Consider the following 15,201-nt stretch of genomic DNA (forward strand, 5'->3'; position numbering starts at 1 on the left):
CCCTGACAGCGGTCTCAGGCCTCTCCCAGCCCTTCAAAGCTGCGGAAAGTGAGGGCCTCGGCCACGGCTGCTGCTGAAATTCGCTGGCGGGCCTCCAGATCGCAGATCGTCTGAGCCACCCGCAGTACCCGCTCCCCGCCTCGGGCGGTGAGCCGCCTGTGGGCCAGGGCGGCCTCCCAGAGGTCGAGAGCGGCGCCTTCCAACTGGATCACCTGGGGGAGCTGGTGGGCAGGAAGCCGGCCGTTGCTCAGGCCCCCTGGGTTGCGCAGGGTCATGCGCTGGCGCGCCGCCTCCACCCGTTCAGCCACCTGGCCACTGGCCTGGGGCTGCCCTGCCGGGGCTGGGGTGCGGTAGGGCACCCCCAGGCTGGTGGCATCCGGGCGGCGCATCACCACCTGGAGGTCGATGCGATCCAGCAGTGGACCTGAGAGGCGCTGCCAGTAGCGCAGCCGGGCCGCTTCACCGCAACTGCACTCCCGGTCGGGGTCGCCGAACCAGCCGCAGCAGCAGGGATTGGTGGCGGCCACCAGGCTGATGGCGCAGGGGAAGCGGGTGCGCTGGCGCAGCCGGTGGATCCAGATCTCGCCCTCCTCCAGGGGCTGGCGCAGCAGGTCGAGCACCGAGCGCCTGAACTCGGTGAGCTCATCGAGAAACAGCACCCCGTGGTGGGCCAGGGCCAGTTCGCCGGGGCGGGGCACGCTGCCGCCACCCACCAGGGCCGCGCCTGAACAGCTGTGGTGCGGGCTGCGAAACGGCCGCTGCCGCACCAGCCCTTCCCCTTCCCCCAGCAGCCCCGCCACCGAGTGGATGCGGGTGAGTTCCAGGGCCTCCGAGCGATGCAGCGGTGGCAGCAGGCCTGGCAGGCAGCGGGCCAGCATGGTCTTGCCACTGCCGGGCGGGCCCACCAGCAACAGATGGTGCCCGCCGGCGGCGGCGATCTCCAGGGCCCGGCGGCCATGGGGCTGGCCCCGCACCTGCGCCAGGTCGGTGCCATCGCCGAGGCGAGGGGCCGGGCCGGCCCGGGGCGCCACGGCCGGGGGGGCCTCGCCCCCCTGCACCAGGGCCACGGCGCTGCGCAGATCGGCGACTCCCCACACCGGCAGCCCGCTCACCAGGGCGGCCTCGCCGGCGTTGGCGGCCGGCACCAGCAGCCCCCGGGCCCCTGCCCGCCGGGCCTCCAGGGCCACGCAGAGCAGTCCCCGCAGCGGCCGCAGGCCGCCGTCGAGGCCCAGTTCTCCCACGCTCCACAGTCCCTCGAGCAGCCGGGCCTCCAGCTGGCCGCTGGCCAGCAGCAGGCCGAGGGCGATGGGCAGGTCCAGCCCCGGCCCCTGCTTCGGCAGATCCGCCGGCGCCAGATTCACCACGACCCGGCTCAGGGGCACCCGAAAGCCGCTGTGGCGCAGGGCCGAGCGCACCCTTTCGCGCGATTCCTGCACGGCGGCGTCGGCCAGGCCCACCATCTGGAGCGAGGGCAGGCCGGGCCCGATGTCCACCTCCACGGTCACCTGCCGGGCTTCCAGGCCCCGCAGCGCCGCGCTGCTGCAGCGTGCCAACATCGCCTTGGATCAACTGAACGGCAGTGCCACCGGTGTCCCATCCGCCCTCCCAGAGCGCCAGTTCGGCCGAGCCCGGGGCCGACACGATCTTCGGCCGCATCCTGCGGGGCGAGATTCCCTGTGACGCGGTCTACGACGACGACCAGTGCCTGGCCTTTCGCGACGTGTCCCCCCAGGCGCCCGTGCACCTGCTGGTGATCCCCCGCCAGCCGATCGTCTCGCTGGCCTCGGCTGAGGCCGAGGACGCCCCGCTGCTGGGGCATCTGTTGCTGGTGGCGGCCAGGGTGGCGCGGGAGCAGGGCCTCACGGGGTTTCGCACCGTGATCAACAGCGGACCAGAGGCCGGCCAGACCGTGTTTCATCTGCATCTGCACGTGATCGGCGGGCGGCCGCTCAGCTGGCCTCCCGGCTGAGCCCGGGCACCAGGCACAATTCGGGGGTCTGTGCACCTCCATGAAACCCTTCCAGGCTCTTCGCCTCCAGCTGGGCCGGCTGCAACGGCTGGCCCAGCCCTACTTCCTGCCGGTGGAGGAAACGCGCAGCTGGCAGTTCCTGCTGTTGGTGGTGGCCCTGGTGGCCGTGGTCGTGGGCCTCACCCTGCTGCTGCTCACTGGCACCGTGGCCCTCACGGGAGCCCTGATCCCGGAACTGCGCAGCCGCTTCCTGCCGGGCGTACCCGAGCAGGTGGCCGCGCTGTGGCGCAGTCCCTTCGGCGCGGTGGTGATGGTGGTCATGGCCGCTGGTCTGGCCTGTTTCGGTGCCTTCCGCAGCAAGCTGCGCCAGGGGCGCTGGCTGCCCTGGCTGCTGCTGGGCATCATCATCCTGTTGATCCTTGTGATCAATGGCATCAACGTTGGCATCAGCTTCATTGCCCGCAATGTGGACAATGCCCTGGTGGGCTATGACCAGGAAAACTTCTGGAAGATTGTTGGTATCTATGCCTTCTGCCTGGTGCTGGCTTTGCCGATCAGGGCGATGCAGAGCTATCTCATCCCCAGGCTTGGGCTGCTGTGGAGGGAATGGCTGAGTGGTCGGCTGTTGAATCGCTATCTCTCCAATCGGGCCTATTACCTGCTCAATCCCAATGATGAGTCTGCTGAAGATATTGATAATCCTGACCAGCGAATTTCCCAGGACACCGCCAGCTTCACCACCACCAGCTTGAGTGTGACGGTGGAAGTGATGTCAGCTCTGCTCACCTTCTTCAGCTTCATCGTGGTGCTGTGGAGCATCAGTTCCCAGCTGGCGCTGTGGCTGTTGATCTACTCGGTGGGCGGCACGGCGGTGATCGTGTTTGCCAGCCGCAAGCTGGTGGCGTTGAACTTTCAGCAGTTGAAACTGGAGGCCGACTTCCGCTATGGCCTCGTTCACATCCGAGACAATGCCGAATCGATCGCGTTCTATCGCGGAGAGCAGCAGGAATCGAGGGAAGCCGAGCGGCGGCTGGGCGGCGCCATTCGCAACTACAACCGCCTGATCATCTGGGAAGCGCTGATCAGCGTGATTCAGCGTTCCTACGATTATTTCTCACGCTTCCTGCCCTGGCTGGTGATCGCTCCGATCTACTTCGCCCGCGAGGTGGATTTCGGCGTTTTTGGCCAGGCCAGCATCGCCTTCTCCCAGGTGCTGTTCTCGGTGAGCTACATCGTCAACAACATCGACAGGCTCGCCTCTTTCTCCGCTTCGATCAGCCGTCTCGAAGGGTTCCAGGGCAAGGTGGAGGAGATCAGTGGTGCCATGGCGTCCACCTTCACCGGGGAGTTCCTGACCGGGCAGGGCGTTCCTGGCGACTCCATCCTGGTGAGCCATGTGGACCTGGTGCCTCCTGGCACGGGCCGCACCCTGATCCACGATCTGAGCCTGGAGGTGGATCGCCACCAGCGCCTGCTGGTGGTGGGCCCATCCGGCTGCGGCAAGACCTCCTTCCTGCGCCTGGTGAGTGGCCTGTGGCCGCCGGGAGCCGGCACGGTGCAGCGCCCCAAGGAAGGGGAGCTCCTGTTCATCCCCCAGAAGCCCTACATGCTGCTGGGCAGCCTGCGGGAGCAGCTCTGCTACCCCTTGCCTCCGAATCGCTTCAGCGACGAGCAGTTGCGGCATGTGCTCGATGAGGTGCGGTTGCCGGAGCTGGTGCACCGCTATCCCGATCTCGACATCAAGCAGGACTGGCCGCGGCTGCTGTCTCTCGGTGAGCAGCAGCGGCTGGGCTTCGCCCGCCTGCTGCTGAACAGTCCGCGCTTCGTGGTGCTGGATGAGGCCACCAGCGCCCTGGACGTGGCCACCGAGCGACACCTCTACGACCTGCTGCTGGAGCGGGAGATGGCCTTCGTGAGCGTCGGACACCGCCCCACACTCACGGCCTTCCACGACACGGTGCTGGAGCTCGATGGCCAGGGCAGCTGGCGGCTGTTGCCGGCGGCCGGCTATGACGTGGGCCAACCTGCCAGCGGAGCCTGATGACGGTCCCGCATCGATGAGCACCTCAGAAGGATGAACACCTCAACAGACAGTCCCAGCGGCAGCCCCGCCAGCGGCGTCAGTGCAGCCAGCCCAGCGCCCAGCGCCACCAGTGCCACCACTTCCGATGTGCCCGCCTTCGGCTGGAGTGCCTACGCCGAGCGGGTCAACGGCCGCTTCGCCATGCTTGGTTTCCTGGCGGTGCTGGTGATCGAGGCCATCAGCCACGACACCTTCCTGCACTGGACCGGCCTGGTGCCCTGAAGATCCAGCCGCTGCGGCCATGGGCGCTTCAGGGCAGCTGGATCAGGTCCACCTGCCAGAGCCCGCTGCGGCTCACCTGCACGGCCAGCTCTCGGCCATCGGCCCGGATCTGCACCTGGCGGGGCACCCCGGCCGGGGCCATGCCGATCGGCCGCAGGCTCTGGCTGGAGCGGCGGTAGAGCACCAGCTCGGTGCGGCCCTCCAGCTGACGCACCAGGGCCAGCTGTTCGCCCCTGGCATCCACCGACACGCTGATCGGCTGGGTGTCAGGCCGGTTCAGCCCTGGCAGGGGCACCGGGCGCCGGTTGCGCAGGTCGATCAGGCTGACCCGTTCCCTGCCCCCATCGCCGTTGATCAGGGCCAGCCAGGGGCCGCTCAAGGAGGGATCGCGGCTGTTGCCGAGCTGCTCAAGTTGGCGATTCAACGTGCTGTCTGGCCGGGGCTGGGGGCCCAGACAACCCGCCAGCAGCACCGCCAGCAGTGTCAACAGGAGCCGGCGCGGCATGGGCTCAGCTGCCTCCGCCGCTGTTTCCTGAACCTGCCCCACCGCCGATGGCCTGGCTGCCGCCGGGGAGGTCGGGTTCAATCACACCGCCCAGCTCCAGCACGTCCACTTGCCAGCGGCCCTGCCGCACCAGCTGCAGGGCCAGGCGGCTGGCATCGGGGGCCAGGCTGAGCCGCACCGGGGCGGCGTTGCCCGGCAGCGGCAGCCGCACCAGGCGGCCCGTGAGGCGGTCTTCCAGCAGCGGAACTCTCCTGGGCCCCTGCTGCACCAGGACGGCGATATAACGGCCGTTCCAGCTCAGGGAAGGGGAGCTGTGGGGTTCGCGGCCCCGCAGATGGCGCAGCGGGATCACCCGGCCGCCGGGTTGCTCCTGGAGCACCACCCTGGCGCGACCCTGGTGCTCCAGCACCGAGGCCAGGTAGCGGCCGTTGCCGCTGAGGGCCGGATCCAGGCGGTTGCCCTGGGCCCCGAAGCCGGTGGGAGAGGCCGGCCGGCGGCCGAACCAGCCACTGCTGCAGCCGCCCAGCCCAAGGTTGAGCAGCACCACCAGGGCCCCGACCCAGAGGTGGCGCACGGATTCAAGGATGGTTTCGGGAGGGAGTCAGTCGTCAAACCGGGAGACGTTGTCCCGCGGTCTGGAGTCCTGGGGCGCGCCTGGCCTGGGCCCCGCCGGCGGGGCCTGACGGGAACGCATCGGGCTGAAGTCAGCGTCGCTGATGTCACTGGAGGCCGGCCCGGCGGCGGTGCCGGTGGAGCGGATCGGCGATCCCTGCGGCATGCCCGGTCTCTCCGGCGCGGCCGTTGCGACGGGGCTGGGCCCCCCGGCGGCGGGCCGACGGCTGGAGCGCAGGGAGGGGTCGGTGGTGGGCACGGGCCGGGAGCCGCGCCGGGGCTCACTCATGGCGTCGCGATCGCGGCGGCGGGCACCGAAATCGGCGGCAGGTCTGCCGCCGCCGGCGCTGTAGCGGCTGCGCTCGCCAGCGGGCTCTCGGGTGTCCCAGGCCTCGGCTTCTGAGCGGGGCCCCTCGGAGCGGGGGCCTTCGGAGCGGGGGCCTTCGGAGCGGGGCCCCTCGGAACGGGGGCTGTCACCGCGGCGGCTGGCAGCCCGTTCGGGGATGGCCGCCCGGCTGGAGCGGCGCATTTTGTAGAGGTCGTCGTCAGCGTCCCGGTTGGGGATGCGGCGGCGCACCGGTTCCGGTTCATCGAAGCGGTCGGTGTCAGCGTCGTCCCAGGGACGACCTCCCATGCGGGGACGGAAGGGCCCGGCCGGCACCGGCGGCTCGTCCTCGTCGAAGTAGGAGGAGCGGCGGGCCTGTTCGGTGGTCACGCCCCGGAGCCGCACGCTTTCGTAGGCGAAGAACACCGTGGTGCCGGCCAGCAGGAACTGGCCGAACTGCAGGATCGGATCCAGCCGCCAGCCCTGGAAGAAGAGGATGCCGCCGCAGAGCAGGCCCACGGCCGCGAAGAACACGTCGTAGTCGCGAGCGAGGGCAGGCTTGAAGCTGCGCATGAAATAGAGCAGCGCACCACCCACCGCCAGCACGATGCCGACGATGCTGGCCCAGTTCAGGCTGGCATTGACCACGAAGTCTCACCCTGGTGCTGCGCATCACTCTAGGCAGTTGGCCAGGATCAGGCCCTCCACTGGGGCATCCTGTTGGACCGGGCGGGGTTCAGGAGCGACGATCCACCTGGTCGGTCTGGCTGATCAGCACCAGGGCGATCGAGATGGGCACCACCACGATCACCGCGCCCCAGGCGAGGCTGCTCAGGAAGTTGGCGAGGGAAGGGGTCATGGGGCGGGGCCGGGCAATGGCTTCGGGCGTGGCGGAATCCTAAGCAGTGACCGCAAGTTCCTACGCTCAACCCACCACGGCTTAGAGCTTTGTGACGGCCTTCCCCGCTTCCCCCCTGGCCTGGGCCCACCTGCTGCTGGGCCTGTTGCTGGCGCTCTGGACGCTGCTGTTCCTGTTCCGCATCGTGCTCACCTGGTATCCGCAGGTGGACCTCAGCCAGGGGGCGATGCGGCTGATCGGGGCCCCCACCGAACCGCTGCTGGCGGCCACCAGGCGTCTGATCCAGCCGATCGGCGGTGTGGACGTGACGCCGGTGGTGTGGGTGGGCCTGATCAGCCTGGTGCGGGAGCTGCTGGTCGGCCAGCAGGGGGTGCTGACCCAGGTGATGCGCCATGCCAGTGCCGTGGCCTGAGCGGGTCTCAGACCATGGGCAGCATTTCCTGCTCCACGAACTTGGTGTGGACGTCGCCGCTCTGGAACTCGGGGCGCTCCAGCAGCTGCAGGTGAAACTCGATCGTGGTGGGGATGCCGGTGACGGCGCACTCTGAAAGGGCCCGGTGGAGGCGCCTCAGGGCATGGTCGCGGTCCACTCCCCACACGATCAGCTTGCCGATCAGGGAGTCGTAGAAGGGGGGGATCTCGTAGCCGGTGTACACGTGGCTGTCGACCCGCACGCCGGGGCCCCCGGGGGGTAGCCAGCCGGTGATCCGCCCAGGGGCGGGGCGGAAGTTCTGGCGGGGGTCCTCGGCGTTGATGCGCACCTCGATGGCGTGACCCCGCAGACAGATCTCCTCCTGTCTCACGGAGATCGGTTCGCCGCCGGCGATGCGCAGCTGCTCGGCGATCAGATCCACGCCGGTCACCACCTCGGTGACGGGGTGTTCCACCTGGATGCGGGTGTTCATCTCCATGAAATAGAACCGCCCGGAGCGATCCACCAGGAACTCCACCGTGCCGGCCCCCTCGTAGCCGATGCTGCGAGCTGCGTTCACAGCCGCCTCCCCCATCTCACGGCGCAGCTCGGCATCGATCGCCACACTGGGCGACTCCTCCAGCAGTTTCTGGTGGCGCCGCTGGATCGAGCAGTCCCGCTCCCCCAGGTGCACCACGTTGCCGTGGCGATCGGCCAGCACCTGCACCTCCACGTGGCGGGGGCGGTCGATGAATTTCTCCATGTAGAGGCCCGGATTGCCGAAGGCGGCCTCCGCTTCCCCCTGGGCGGCCTTGAACAGGCTCTCGAGCTGGTCGGCGCTCGGCACCAGGCGCATGCCGCGGCCGCCGCCACCGGCGGTGGCCTTGATCATCACCGGATAGCCCATGGCCTCGGCCAGCTCGGCCGCCTGGCGGGGGTGCTCAAGCAGCCCCTCACTGCCGGGGATGGTGGGCACCCCCACCCCCTGCATGGTGATCTTGGCGGTGGACTTGTCGCCCATCGAGCGGATCGCCTCAGGAGAGGGGCCCACAAAGGTGAGCCCGTGGTCGGCGCAGATCTCGGCGAAGCGGTCGTTCTCGGCCAGGAAGCCGTAGCCGGGATGGATGGCATCGGCGCCGCGGGAGGTGGCGGCCGCCAGGATGTTCGGAATGTTCAGGTAGCTCTTCGAACTCGGCGCCTCGCCCACGCACACGGCCTCATCGGCCAGCTGAACGTGCAGGGCATTGCGGTCCACGGTGCTGTACACCGCCACGGTGGCAATGCCGAGTTCCCGACAGCTGCGCAGGATGCGGAGGGCGATCTCGCCGCGGTTCGCGATCAGCACTTTGCCGATGGACATCCGCCGCAGCTCAGCTGGTACAGGCCAGGGCGGACTGTATCAGCGCTCACTGCTGCGTCCCTGGCGGGAAGGGGGCAGAGCGTTAGGTATTGTGCTGGGCCGATGGGCCGGTCCGGCTCGTCGCAGCACCGGGATGGGCCTCGCCCAACCGATGCATCAAGCGGATGTGGTGGAATTGGTAGACACGCACGTTTGAGGGGCGTGTGGCTTCGGCCTTGCGAGTTCAAGTCTCGCCATCCGCATTGTTCTTCTCCTGCCTGTGGCCAGGGCCACTGCGGCGACCTTCACGTTCCCCGGGGCCGCTGCCGCTGCCATCGTGCTGGTCAGCAACGGCCCCGGTGAGCTGAGCACCTGGGTGAGGCCCCTGGCCCAGCACCTGCACCGACGCCTGGGCCTGGGGGCCGCTGGCTCGCAGCCTGCCTGCGCGCTGCACCTGGTGCTGGTGCCCTGTCCCAATGGCACCGGCACGGAGCACCGGGCCGCGGCCAGCTGGGGACTGTTCGAGCGCACGCTGCCGGCACGCCGCTTCTGGAGCCTGCTGCTGCGGCCCCGGCGCTTCGGCCCCTGGCCCCGTCAGGGAGTGGTGGTGTTTCTGGGGGGGGATCAGTTCTGGAGCGTGCTGCTCTCGGCCCGCCTGGGCTACCGCCATCTCACCTATGCGGAGTGGGTGGCCCGTTGGCCCCGCTGGAACGACCGCATCGCCGCCATGGGTCCCCGGGCCGCGGCCCGGCTGCCGAGCCGCTGGCGCTCCCGCTGCACCGTGGTGGGGGACCTGATGGCGGACCTCTCCGAGAGTGCCCGCAGCGACGCCCTCCTGCCGCCGGGCCGCTGGGTAGCCCTGCTGCCCGGTTCCAAACCCGCCAAGTTGCAGGTGGGGGTGCCCTTTCTGCTGGACACGGCCGATCGTCTGGCGGCCCTGCAGCCCGACTGCCGCTTTCTACTGCCCATGGCCCCCACCATCGGCGTGGAGGGGCTGCTCCGCCATGCCAGCCAGGCCAATCCGATCGCGGCGGCCTACCGCGCCGGCCTGCCTGCCCTCAGCCAGGAGGGCGATGCCCTGATCACGGCCGCCGGCACCCGCATCCGCCTGGAGCGCCAGAGTCCGGCCCACACCAGCCTCAGCCAGTGCTGCCTGGCGCTCACCACGGTGGGGGCCAACACGGCGGAACTGGCTGCCCTCGGGGTGCCGATGCTGGTGCTGGTGCCCACCCAGCACCTCGGTGTGATGCAGGCCTGGGATGGGCTGGCGGGGCTGCTGGCACGGCTGCCGTTGCTGCGCCCGCTGCTGGGAATGCTGCTCAGCCTCTGGCGCCTGCGTCAGCGCGGCTTCCTGGCCGCCCCGAACATCGCTGCCGGGCGCCAGGTGGTGCCTGAACGGGTGGGGCCGATCACGCCGGCGCAGATCGCCGCCGAGGCCGCCGACTGGCTGGCCTCCCCGGCGCGGCTGGCGGCGATGCGGGACGACCTGATCAGCCTGCGCGGTCGCCCCGGGGCCGTGGCCTCCCTGGCCGACCTGGTGCTGGAGCTGTTGCCGCCGGGGCTGCCGGGCTCCCGGCCCGATTCCTAGGGTTGGGCTCCCCTTGCGTGGTTCCCATGGCGGCCATCCCTGATCCCCAGTCCTCCGCCTGCGGCGTGGAGAGTGGCCTGGCCCGCACCACCAGTGAGGAGGTGTGGCGCCAGAGCCTCACCCCCGAGCAGTTCCGGGTGGCGCGCCAGGGCGGCACCGAACGGCCCTTCAGCGGTGCCTACTGGAACCACAAGGGCCAGGGGACGTACCACTGCGTCTGCTGCGACGCCGAACTGTTCAGCAGCGCCAGCAAGTTCGATTCCGGCACCGGCTGGCCCAGCTTCTGGGATGGGGTGAAGCCCGGCGCGATCACCACCCTGATCGACCGCAGCCACGGCATGGTGCGCGCCGAGATCCGCTGCGCCAACTGCGATGCCCACCTGGGGCACGTGTTCGATGACGGGCCTGCCCCCACGGGCCAGCGCTACTGCGTCAACTCGGCCTCGCTCGAGTTCAAGGCGGACTGACTGCAGCAGGACTGACGCCCCCGTCGAGGGGCCGCAGCGGTCGGCGGCCCCTCGACGGGGGCGTTACCAGGGGTGGTTACCAGGGGTCGTCGAAGTCTTCTGCATCCACGTCGAGCACTTCGGATCTGGTGGGCGGGGCCGGCCGGCGCCGGGGGCTTCCATTCGTGCGGTCGCGGCGCTCATCGCGCTCATAGGGGGCCTGGGGCCGTTCGGGCTCGCGATCCAGCGGTTGGTCGATCTCTCTCCTGCTGGGCGGCCGCCGCTCCGGTTCGGAATCGAGCAGGTCTTCGTCGAGATAGCGGCGCTGGCGCAGGGGGGCTCGCTCCCGGCGCTGCTCCACTTCCACGTAGTCCAGCTCCTCTTCGGGCACGAAGGCCTGGCTGGCGGCGGGCTGGATGCGGCGCTGCTCCTGGGCGGCGGGCACGCCGGGGGCCAGCTGGTTCTCCACGGGCACCATGGTGCCGCGGAAGCGATCACGCTCCTCCTGCTCCCAGCTGTTGCCGCCGATGCCCAGTTTTTCCAGCAGGCCGGTGCCGAGCTGCTTGAGCTTCTCCTCGGCGCCCTCGTAGACCACGATGCGGTCTGGACCGCTGCTGACCACCTCCACCACCGGCAGTTCCCAGGTGCTGAGCACCCCTTCGCCCAGCAGGGGCACGCCCAGGGCGCCCAGCACCAGGGTGGTGAGTTCGCCGGTTTCGATGTCGAAACTGAAGCCCAGCACCTTGCCCAGCTGCTGGCCGGCCTCGGTCACCACGTCGCAGTTGATCACCTTGCTGAAGCGATCGGCGCTGAAGCTCTCGGCCAGGGAATCGGCCGAATCCACCAGGATCACGTCGCCCACCTGGCGGATCCGGTCCAGGGGCATCCAGCGGGGCAGGCCGGGCAGAAAGCGGGTGAAGGGGTTGTCCCGCAGCCCGAGGGCGATCACCTCTCGGCGGTCGATGTCCACCACCACCTCACCCACCACGCCCAGCCGGCGGCCGGTGTCCCGGGTGATCACCTGGGTGCCCATCAGCTCTGAGCGCAGCCAGAGGCGATCGCTGGGGGCGGCGGCGGGGTCGCTGCCGGGCGGCGGGGTCGTCGTCATCGGCGCATTCTCACCCAGCACAGGCTGCGCTGACAGATGCTCAGGCGGCGGGGGGCAGGCCCACCACCTGGGTGTGGGCGCCGCGGGCCTGGGTGACGCCGATCGTGCGGGTGGCCGCGGCGATCATCGGGCGCCGGTGGCTCACCACCATGAACTGGGCCTGATCGGCCTGGCGGGCGATCAATCCGGCCAGCCGCTCCACGTTCACGCCGTCGAGGAAGCTGTCCACCTCATCGAGGGCGTAGAAGGGCGAGGGCCGGAAGCGCTGCAGGGCGAACAGGAAGCTCAGGGCGGTGAGCGACTTCTCGCCACCACTCATGGCCGCCAGGCGCCGCACCGCCTTGCCCTTGGGATGGGCCACCAGGGTGAGGCCCCCCTCCAGCGGCGCTTCCGGGTTCTCGAGCTGCAGGTGGCCCTCGCCATCGGAGAGCTCCGCGAAGATCTCGCGGAAGTGGCCATCCACTGCCGTGAAGGCCTCCAGGAAGGCCTCCTGGCGCAGGGTGCCCACGGTTTCGATGCGCAGCAGCAGCTCCTCGCGCTCCTTGCTGAGCACGTCCAGCCGCTCCTGCAACTCGGCCAGGCGGGTTTCGAGGGCTTCGAGCTCTTCGATCGCCAGCATGTTCACCGGTTCGAGCGCCTCCATGCGCGCCTGCAGGCTGGCCAGCTCCCTGGCCAGGGCCTCCAGGCCGGCCTCCCGCAGCTCAGCGGGGATTTCTGGCAGGGGGTCGGGCAGCTGGCGCTCCAGCTGCTGCAGCCGCAGCTCATCGCCGCGCTGCTGCTCGGCCAGGGCCTCGAGCTCCTCGCCCAGCCGCTGCAGCTCCCACTGGCGTTGCTGCAGGGCCTGGCGCTGGCGGGCCAGCTCAGCCTCGGCGGCATCGCGGGCGCGGCGGCGCTCCCCGAAGCGGGTCTGCAGTTCGGCCTGCCGCACCTCCAGGGCTGAGCGGCGCTCCTGGTCGGCCTGCTGACGCCCCTTCCACTCGGCCCTCTCCGCCACCAGGGCGTTGACCGCGGCGATCAGCCGCTGCTCGTCGCTGCCCAGGGCCTCGAGCTGGTTGCGCAAGCGCTCGGCGGCCAGGGCCCGTTCGCGGCGGGCGGCGAGCAGGCCATCGCGCTGCAGCCGCGCCGCGGCCAGGGCCTGGTCGGCGGCCTCGAGCTCCCCCTGCAGCCCCTGCCAGCGGGCGGCATCGCCCGAGGCCACGGCGCCGGCCTCCTCCTGCTGCAGTGATGCAAGGGCCTGCTGCAGGGGCGCCAGCTGCAGGGCGATCTCCTGCAGCCGGCCCTGGTCGCCGGCAAGGCTGAGGCGCAGTTGAGCGAGCCGTTCTTCCAGCTGCTGCTGGCGCTGCAGCTGGGGGGCCAGGGCCTGGCGGGTGCTGCGCCGCTCGGCCTCCAGGGCCGCCTGGCGCTGTTGCAGCTGCTGCAGCTGGGGGCGTTGCTCCTCCAGCTGGCGGGCCAGGTCGGCTTCGCGGCGGCGGCAGGCCAGCAGGGTTTCGCCCAGCTCCAACAGCCGCCGGCGCAGGGGCTCGGCCTCGTCCCCCTCCTGGGAGCGGCCAAAGCTGAGCTGGTTGCCCCGCTGCTGCAGGCTGCCGCCGGTCATGGCGCCGCTCTTCTCCAGCAGCTCCCCCTCCAGGGTCACGGCCCGGCAGCGCCCCAGTTCCTGGCGGGCGCTGGCCAGGTCGGCGAACACCAGCGTGTCGCCGAACACGTAGCGGAACACCTCGGCGTAGACGGGCTCGTGCTGCACCAGGTCGACAGCCCGGCCCACCAGGCCCCCCGGCCCGGCAGTGGCGCCCCGCTGCAGGGCCGCCGAGCCGCTGCCCCCCCTGCCCTGGCTGCCGCCAGCGCGGATCCTGTTGAGGGGCAGGAAGGTGAGGCGGCCGGCGCGGCGCTGCTTGAGCAGCTCGATCGCCCGGGCGGCGATGCGGTCGTCGTCCACCACCACCTGGGCCAGGCGGCCTCCGGCCGCCACCTCCAGGGCGGTGCGGTGGCGTTCCTCCACCTCCCCCAGCTGGGCCACGGGGCCATGGATACCCTCCAGTCCGGCCTCCAGCAGCACCCGCAGGGCGCCGGTGCCGCGGCTCTCCTGCAGGGTGTCGCGGCGGCTGTCGAGGCGGGCGATCTCCCGCTCCAGCTGGCCCTGTTCCTGCTCCAGCCGGCTGCGCGTGCGCTGCTGCAGGGCGAAGGCCTCGGCGAGCTCCTGCAGCTGTTGCTGGCCGCTGGCCACCGAGCCGCTGAGCCCCTGCCACTCCTTTTCGGCCTGGTCCAGCTGCTGCTCGGCGCTCACCTGGGTGCTGCCCTCCTGCTGGCGCTGGGCCTCCAGCTCCGCCAGCCGCTCCTGGCTCTGGCGCAGGCGCTCACTGAGCTGCTGCTGCTCGGCCTCCAGGGGGCTGCTGGCCGCGCCCAGCTCCTGGCGCCGCAGGCTGCGCTGCTTCTGCTCCTCCATCCAGCTGCCGGAGCGGCCGGCCACCTCGCCGAGGCGGCGGCGCGAGAGCTCCACGGCGGCTTCGGCGGCGCGGCAGCCGGCCTCGGCGGCCTCCAGCTCGGCCTGGTCGGCGGCGCTGTCGAGCTGCAGCTGCTGCTGGCGCAGCTCCCCCTGGCGCTGGCTGAGCTCCTGGCGCTGGCGCTGCAGGGCCTCGGCCTGCTGCTGGTGCTGGTCCGCCTGGCGGGCCAGCTCGCGGCTGCCGGCCTCCAGGCCCGCCAGCTCCGCCTGCACGGCCAGCAGCTGGTCTTCCCCGAGGGCCTTCACCTCAGCCTGCAGCGTCTCCAGGGCGGCGGCCGCCGCCTGCAGCACGGTTTCCGCCTCGGCGATGGCGAGGCGGTCGGCGGCCTGCTGGGTCGTGAGGGCCTGCTGGCGGCTCACCAGCTGCCGCAGGGCCGTGCGGGCGGCCTCCACCGCCAGCACCTGCTCCTGCAGCCGCCCCTCCTGCAGCCGCTGGCGCAGGGCCTGATAGGTGCGGGCCCGGGTGCAGTCGCGCTCCAGCTTCTGGCGGCTGCTGAGCAGCTCCTGTTGCACGATGCCGCAGCGCTCCTGGCGCTCCTGCACGTCGTCGAGCTTGGTGCGGCTCTGCTCGATGCGGCTGTCGAATAGCGCCACGCCGGCCAGCTCGTCGATGATGCCGCGCCGGTCGCGGGCGCTCATCGACACGATGCGGGTCACATCGCCCTGCATCACCACGTTGCTGCCCTCGGGGTCCACCCGCAGGCGCCGCAGCTGGGTCTGCAGCTGCTGCAGGTTGCAGGGCACGCCATCGGCGCTGAAGCTGCTGGCGTAGGTGCCCCCGGGGGCCACCCGCAGGCGGCGGCTCACGGTCCAGCTGGTCTGGCCGGTGTGGATCCAGGGGCCCTCGGCGGGGGCCTCGAGGCCGTCTTCGGCACCATCGGGCTGCCAGTCGCCCAGGTCGAAGCGCACGCTCACCGAGGTTTCGGCGGCCCGACCCGCCTTGAGCATGGCGCTGTTGATCAGGTCGGGCAGTCGCTCGGCCCGCATGCCGCGGCTGTTGGCCAGGCCGAGGCAGAACAGCACCGCATCGAGGATGTTGCTCTTGCCGGAGCCGTTGGGGCCGGTGACCACCGTGAAGCCCTCTTCGAGCGGGATCGCCATCGATCCGCCGAACGACTTGAACTGGGTGAGCTCGACCTGATTGATGTGAACCAACAGGCCCGTGCGCCGAGCACGGGAAATGTAGCGGAGGGTTCCGGTTTCACAAGCCCGTCCTTAGCTTGAAGGCAACACTGG

Annotated in this window: 14 protein-coding genes and 1 tRNA gene; 7 read left to right on the top strand and 8 right to left on the bottom strand. The window is 70.6% G+C overall.

Features of this window, described 5'->3' with window-relative positions:
* Positions 1-14: 14 nt before the first annotated feature.
* Positions 15-1,556, bottom strand: coding sequence for a YifB family Mg chelatase-like AAA ATPase (locus ACWJIO_RS04120; protein ID WP_480311608.1), 1,542 nt, complete (start codon positions 1,554-1,556; stop codon positions 15-17).
* Positions 1,557-1,588: 32 nt separating this feature from the next.
* Between ACWJIO_RS04120 and ACWJIO_RS04125 the strand changes: the two genes are divergently transcribed.
* Genes ACWJIO_RS04125 through ACWJIO_RS04135 form a run of 3 tightly spaced genes read left to right on the top strand, consistent with a single transcriptional unit; the run spans position 1,589 to position 4,274 of the window.
* The gene (locus tag ACWJIO_RS04125) at positions 1,589-1,969 is read left to right on the top strand and encodes a histidine triad nucleotide-binding protein (RefSeq protein WP_480311609.1); all 381 of its coding nucleotides are present in this window, start codon (positions 1,589-1,591) and stop codon (positions 1,967-1,969) included.
* A gap of 40 nt (positions 1,970-2,009) precedes the next feature.
* Positions 2,010-4,010, top strand: a complete 2,001-nt coding sequence (locus tag ACWJIO_RS04130; protein WP_480311610.1) for an ABC transporter ATP-binding protein/permease — start codon at positions 2,010-2,012, stop codon at positions 4,008-4,010.
* A 33-nt stretch (positions 4,011-4,043) separates the two neighbouring features.
* Complete coding sequence (locus tag ACWJIO_RS04135) at positions 4,044-4,274, top strand: chlorophyll a/b-binding protein (RefSeq protein ID WP_480311611.1); 231 nt, start codon at positions 4,044-4,046, stop codon at positions 4,272-4,274.
* 28 nt (positions 4,275-4,302) lie between these two features.
* Here the strand turns inward: ACWJIO_RS04135 and ACWJIO_RS04140 are convergent, their stop codons facing one another.
* From ACWJIO_RS04140 to psbX, 4 genes are all read right to left on the bottom strand, one after another.
* The gene (locus ACWJIO_RS04140) at positions 4,303-4,779 is read right to left on the bottom strand and encodes a hypothetical protein (protein ID WP_480311613.1); all 477 of its coding nucleotides are present in this window, start codon (positions 4,777-4,779) and stop codon (positions 4,303-4,305) included.
* A 4-nt stretch (positions 4,780-4,783) separates the two neighbouring features.
* Positions 4,784-5,353, bottom strand: coding sequence for a TolB-like translocation protein (locus ACWJIO_RS04145; protein WP_480311614.1), 570 nt, complete (start codon positions 5,351-5,353; stop codon positions 4,784-4,786).
* A 27-nt stretch (positions 5,354-5,380) separates the two neighbouring features.
* A complete protein-coding gene (locus tag ACWJIO_RS04150) occupies positions 5,381-6,364 on the bottom strand; it encodes a Ycf66 family protein (protein WP_480311615.1) in 984 nt (327 codons plus the stop codon).
* 88 nt (positions 6,365-6,452) lie between these two features.
* A complete protein-coding gene (gene psbX, locus ACWJIO_RS04155) occupies positions 6,453-6,575 on the bottom strand; it encodes a photosystem II reaction center X protein (RefSeq protein ID WP_186698588.1) in 123 nt (40 codons plus the stop codon).
* Between the two features lie 91 nt (positions 6,576-6,666).
* Between psbX and ACWJIO_RS04160 the strand changes: the two genes are divergently transcribed.
* Positions 6,667-6,987, top strand: coding sequence for a YggT family protein (locus ACWJIO_RS04160; RefSeq protein WP_480311617.1), 321 nt, complete (start codon positions 6,667-6,669; stop codon positions 6,985-6,987).
* A 7-nt stretch (positions 6,988-6,994) separates the two neighbouring features.
* Here ACWJIO_RS04160 and accC read toward each other — a convergent pair whose 3' ends face one another.
* Complete coding sequence (gene accC / locus ACWJIO_RS04165; protein ID WP_480311618.1) at positions 6,995-8,347, bottom strand: acetyl-CoA carboxylase biotin carboxylase subunit; 1,353 nt, start codon at positions 8,345-8,347, stop codon at positions 6,995-6,997.
* A 160-nt stretch (positions 8,348-8,507) separates the two neighbouring features.
* Here accC and ACWJIO_RS04170 point away from each other — a divergent pair.
* The 3 genes from ACWJIO_RS04170 to msrB all read left to right on the top strand — a co-directional run bounded on the left by ACWJIO_RS04170 (position 8,508) and on the right by msrB (position 10,381).
* Positions 8,508-8,589, top strand: a tRNA-Leu gene (locus tag ACWJIO_RS04170).
* A 17-nt stretch (positions 8,590-8,606) separates the two neighbouring features.
* The gene (locus tag ACWJIO_RS04175; protein ID WP_480311619.1) at positions 8,607-9,914 is read left to right on the top strand and encodes a glycosyltransferase family protein; all 1,308 of its coding nucleotides are present in this window, start codon (positions 8,607-8,609) and stop codon (positions 9,912-9,914) included.
* Between the two features lie 26 nt (positions 9,915-9,940).
* Positions 9,941-10,381 carry a peptide-methionine (R)-S-oxide reductase MsrB gene (gene msrB, locus ACWJIO_RS04180; protein WP_480311620.1) on the top strand — a complete coding sequence of 147 codons (441 nt, stop codon included), beginning with the start codon at positions 9,941-9,943 and terminating at the stop codon, positions 10,379-10,381.
* Between the two features lie 76 nt (positions 10,382-10,457).
* Here the strand turns inward: msrB and ACWJIO_RS04185 are convergent, their stop codons facing one another.
* A complete protein-coding gene (locus ACWJIO_RS04185; RefSeq protein ID WP_480311621.1) occupies positions 10,458-11,468 on the bottom strand; it encodes a PRC-barrel domain-containing protein in 1,011 nt (336 codons plus the stop codon).
* 40 nt (positions 11,469-11,508) lie between these two features.
* A complete protein-coding gene (smc, locus tag ACWJIO_RS04190) occupies positions 11,509-15,120 on the bottom strand; it encodes a chromosome segregation protein SMC (RefSeq protein WP_480311623.1) in 3,612 nt (1,203 codons plus the stop codon).
* Between the last annotated feature and the right edge of the window lie 81 nt (positions 15,121-15,201).

This window comes from Paraciimarium castrense LEGE 11436, from assembly GCF_056633055.1.

Coding starts and splice junctions, on each gene's coding strand:
- accC (WP_480311618.1), bottom strand. CDS start 8,347: ATGTCCATCGGCAAAGTGCTGATCGCGAACCGCGGCGAGATCGCCCTC.
- ACWJIO_RS04140 (WP_480311613.1), bottom strand. CDS start 4,779: ATGCCGCGCCGGCTCCTGTTGACACTGCTGGCGGTGCTGCTGGCGGGT.
- ACWJIO_RS04135 (WP_480311611.1), top strand. CDS start 4,044: ATGAACACCTCAACAGACAGTCCCAGCGGCAGCCCCGCCAGCGGCGTC.
- ACWJIO_RS04120 (WP_480311608.1), bottom strand. CDS start 1,556: ATGTTGGCACGCTGCAGCAGCGCGGCGCTGCGGGGCCTGGAAGCCCGG.
- ACWJIO_RS04130 (WP_480311610.1), top strand. CDS start 2,010: ATGAAACCCTTCCAGGCTCTTCGCCTCCAGCTGGGCCGGCTGCAACGG.
- ACWJIO_RS04185 (WP_480311621.1), bottom strand. CDS start 11,468: ATGACGACGACCCCGCCGCCCGGCAGCGACCCCGCCGCCGCCCCCAGC.
- msrB (WP_480311620.1), top strand. CDS start 9,941: ATGGCGGCCATCCCTGATCCCCAGTCCTCCGCCTGCGGCGTGGAGAGT.
- psbX (WP_186698588.1), bottom strand. CDS start 6,575: ATGACCCCTTCCCTCGCCAACTTCCTGAGCAGCCTCGCCTGGGGCGCG.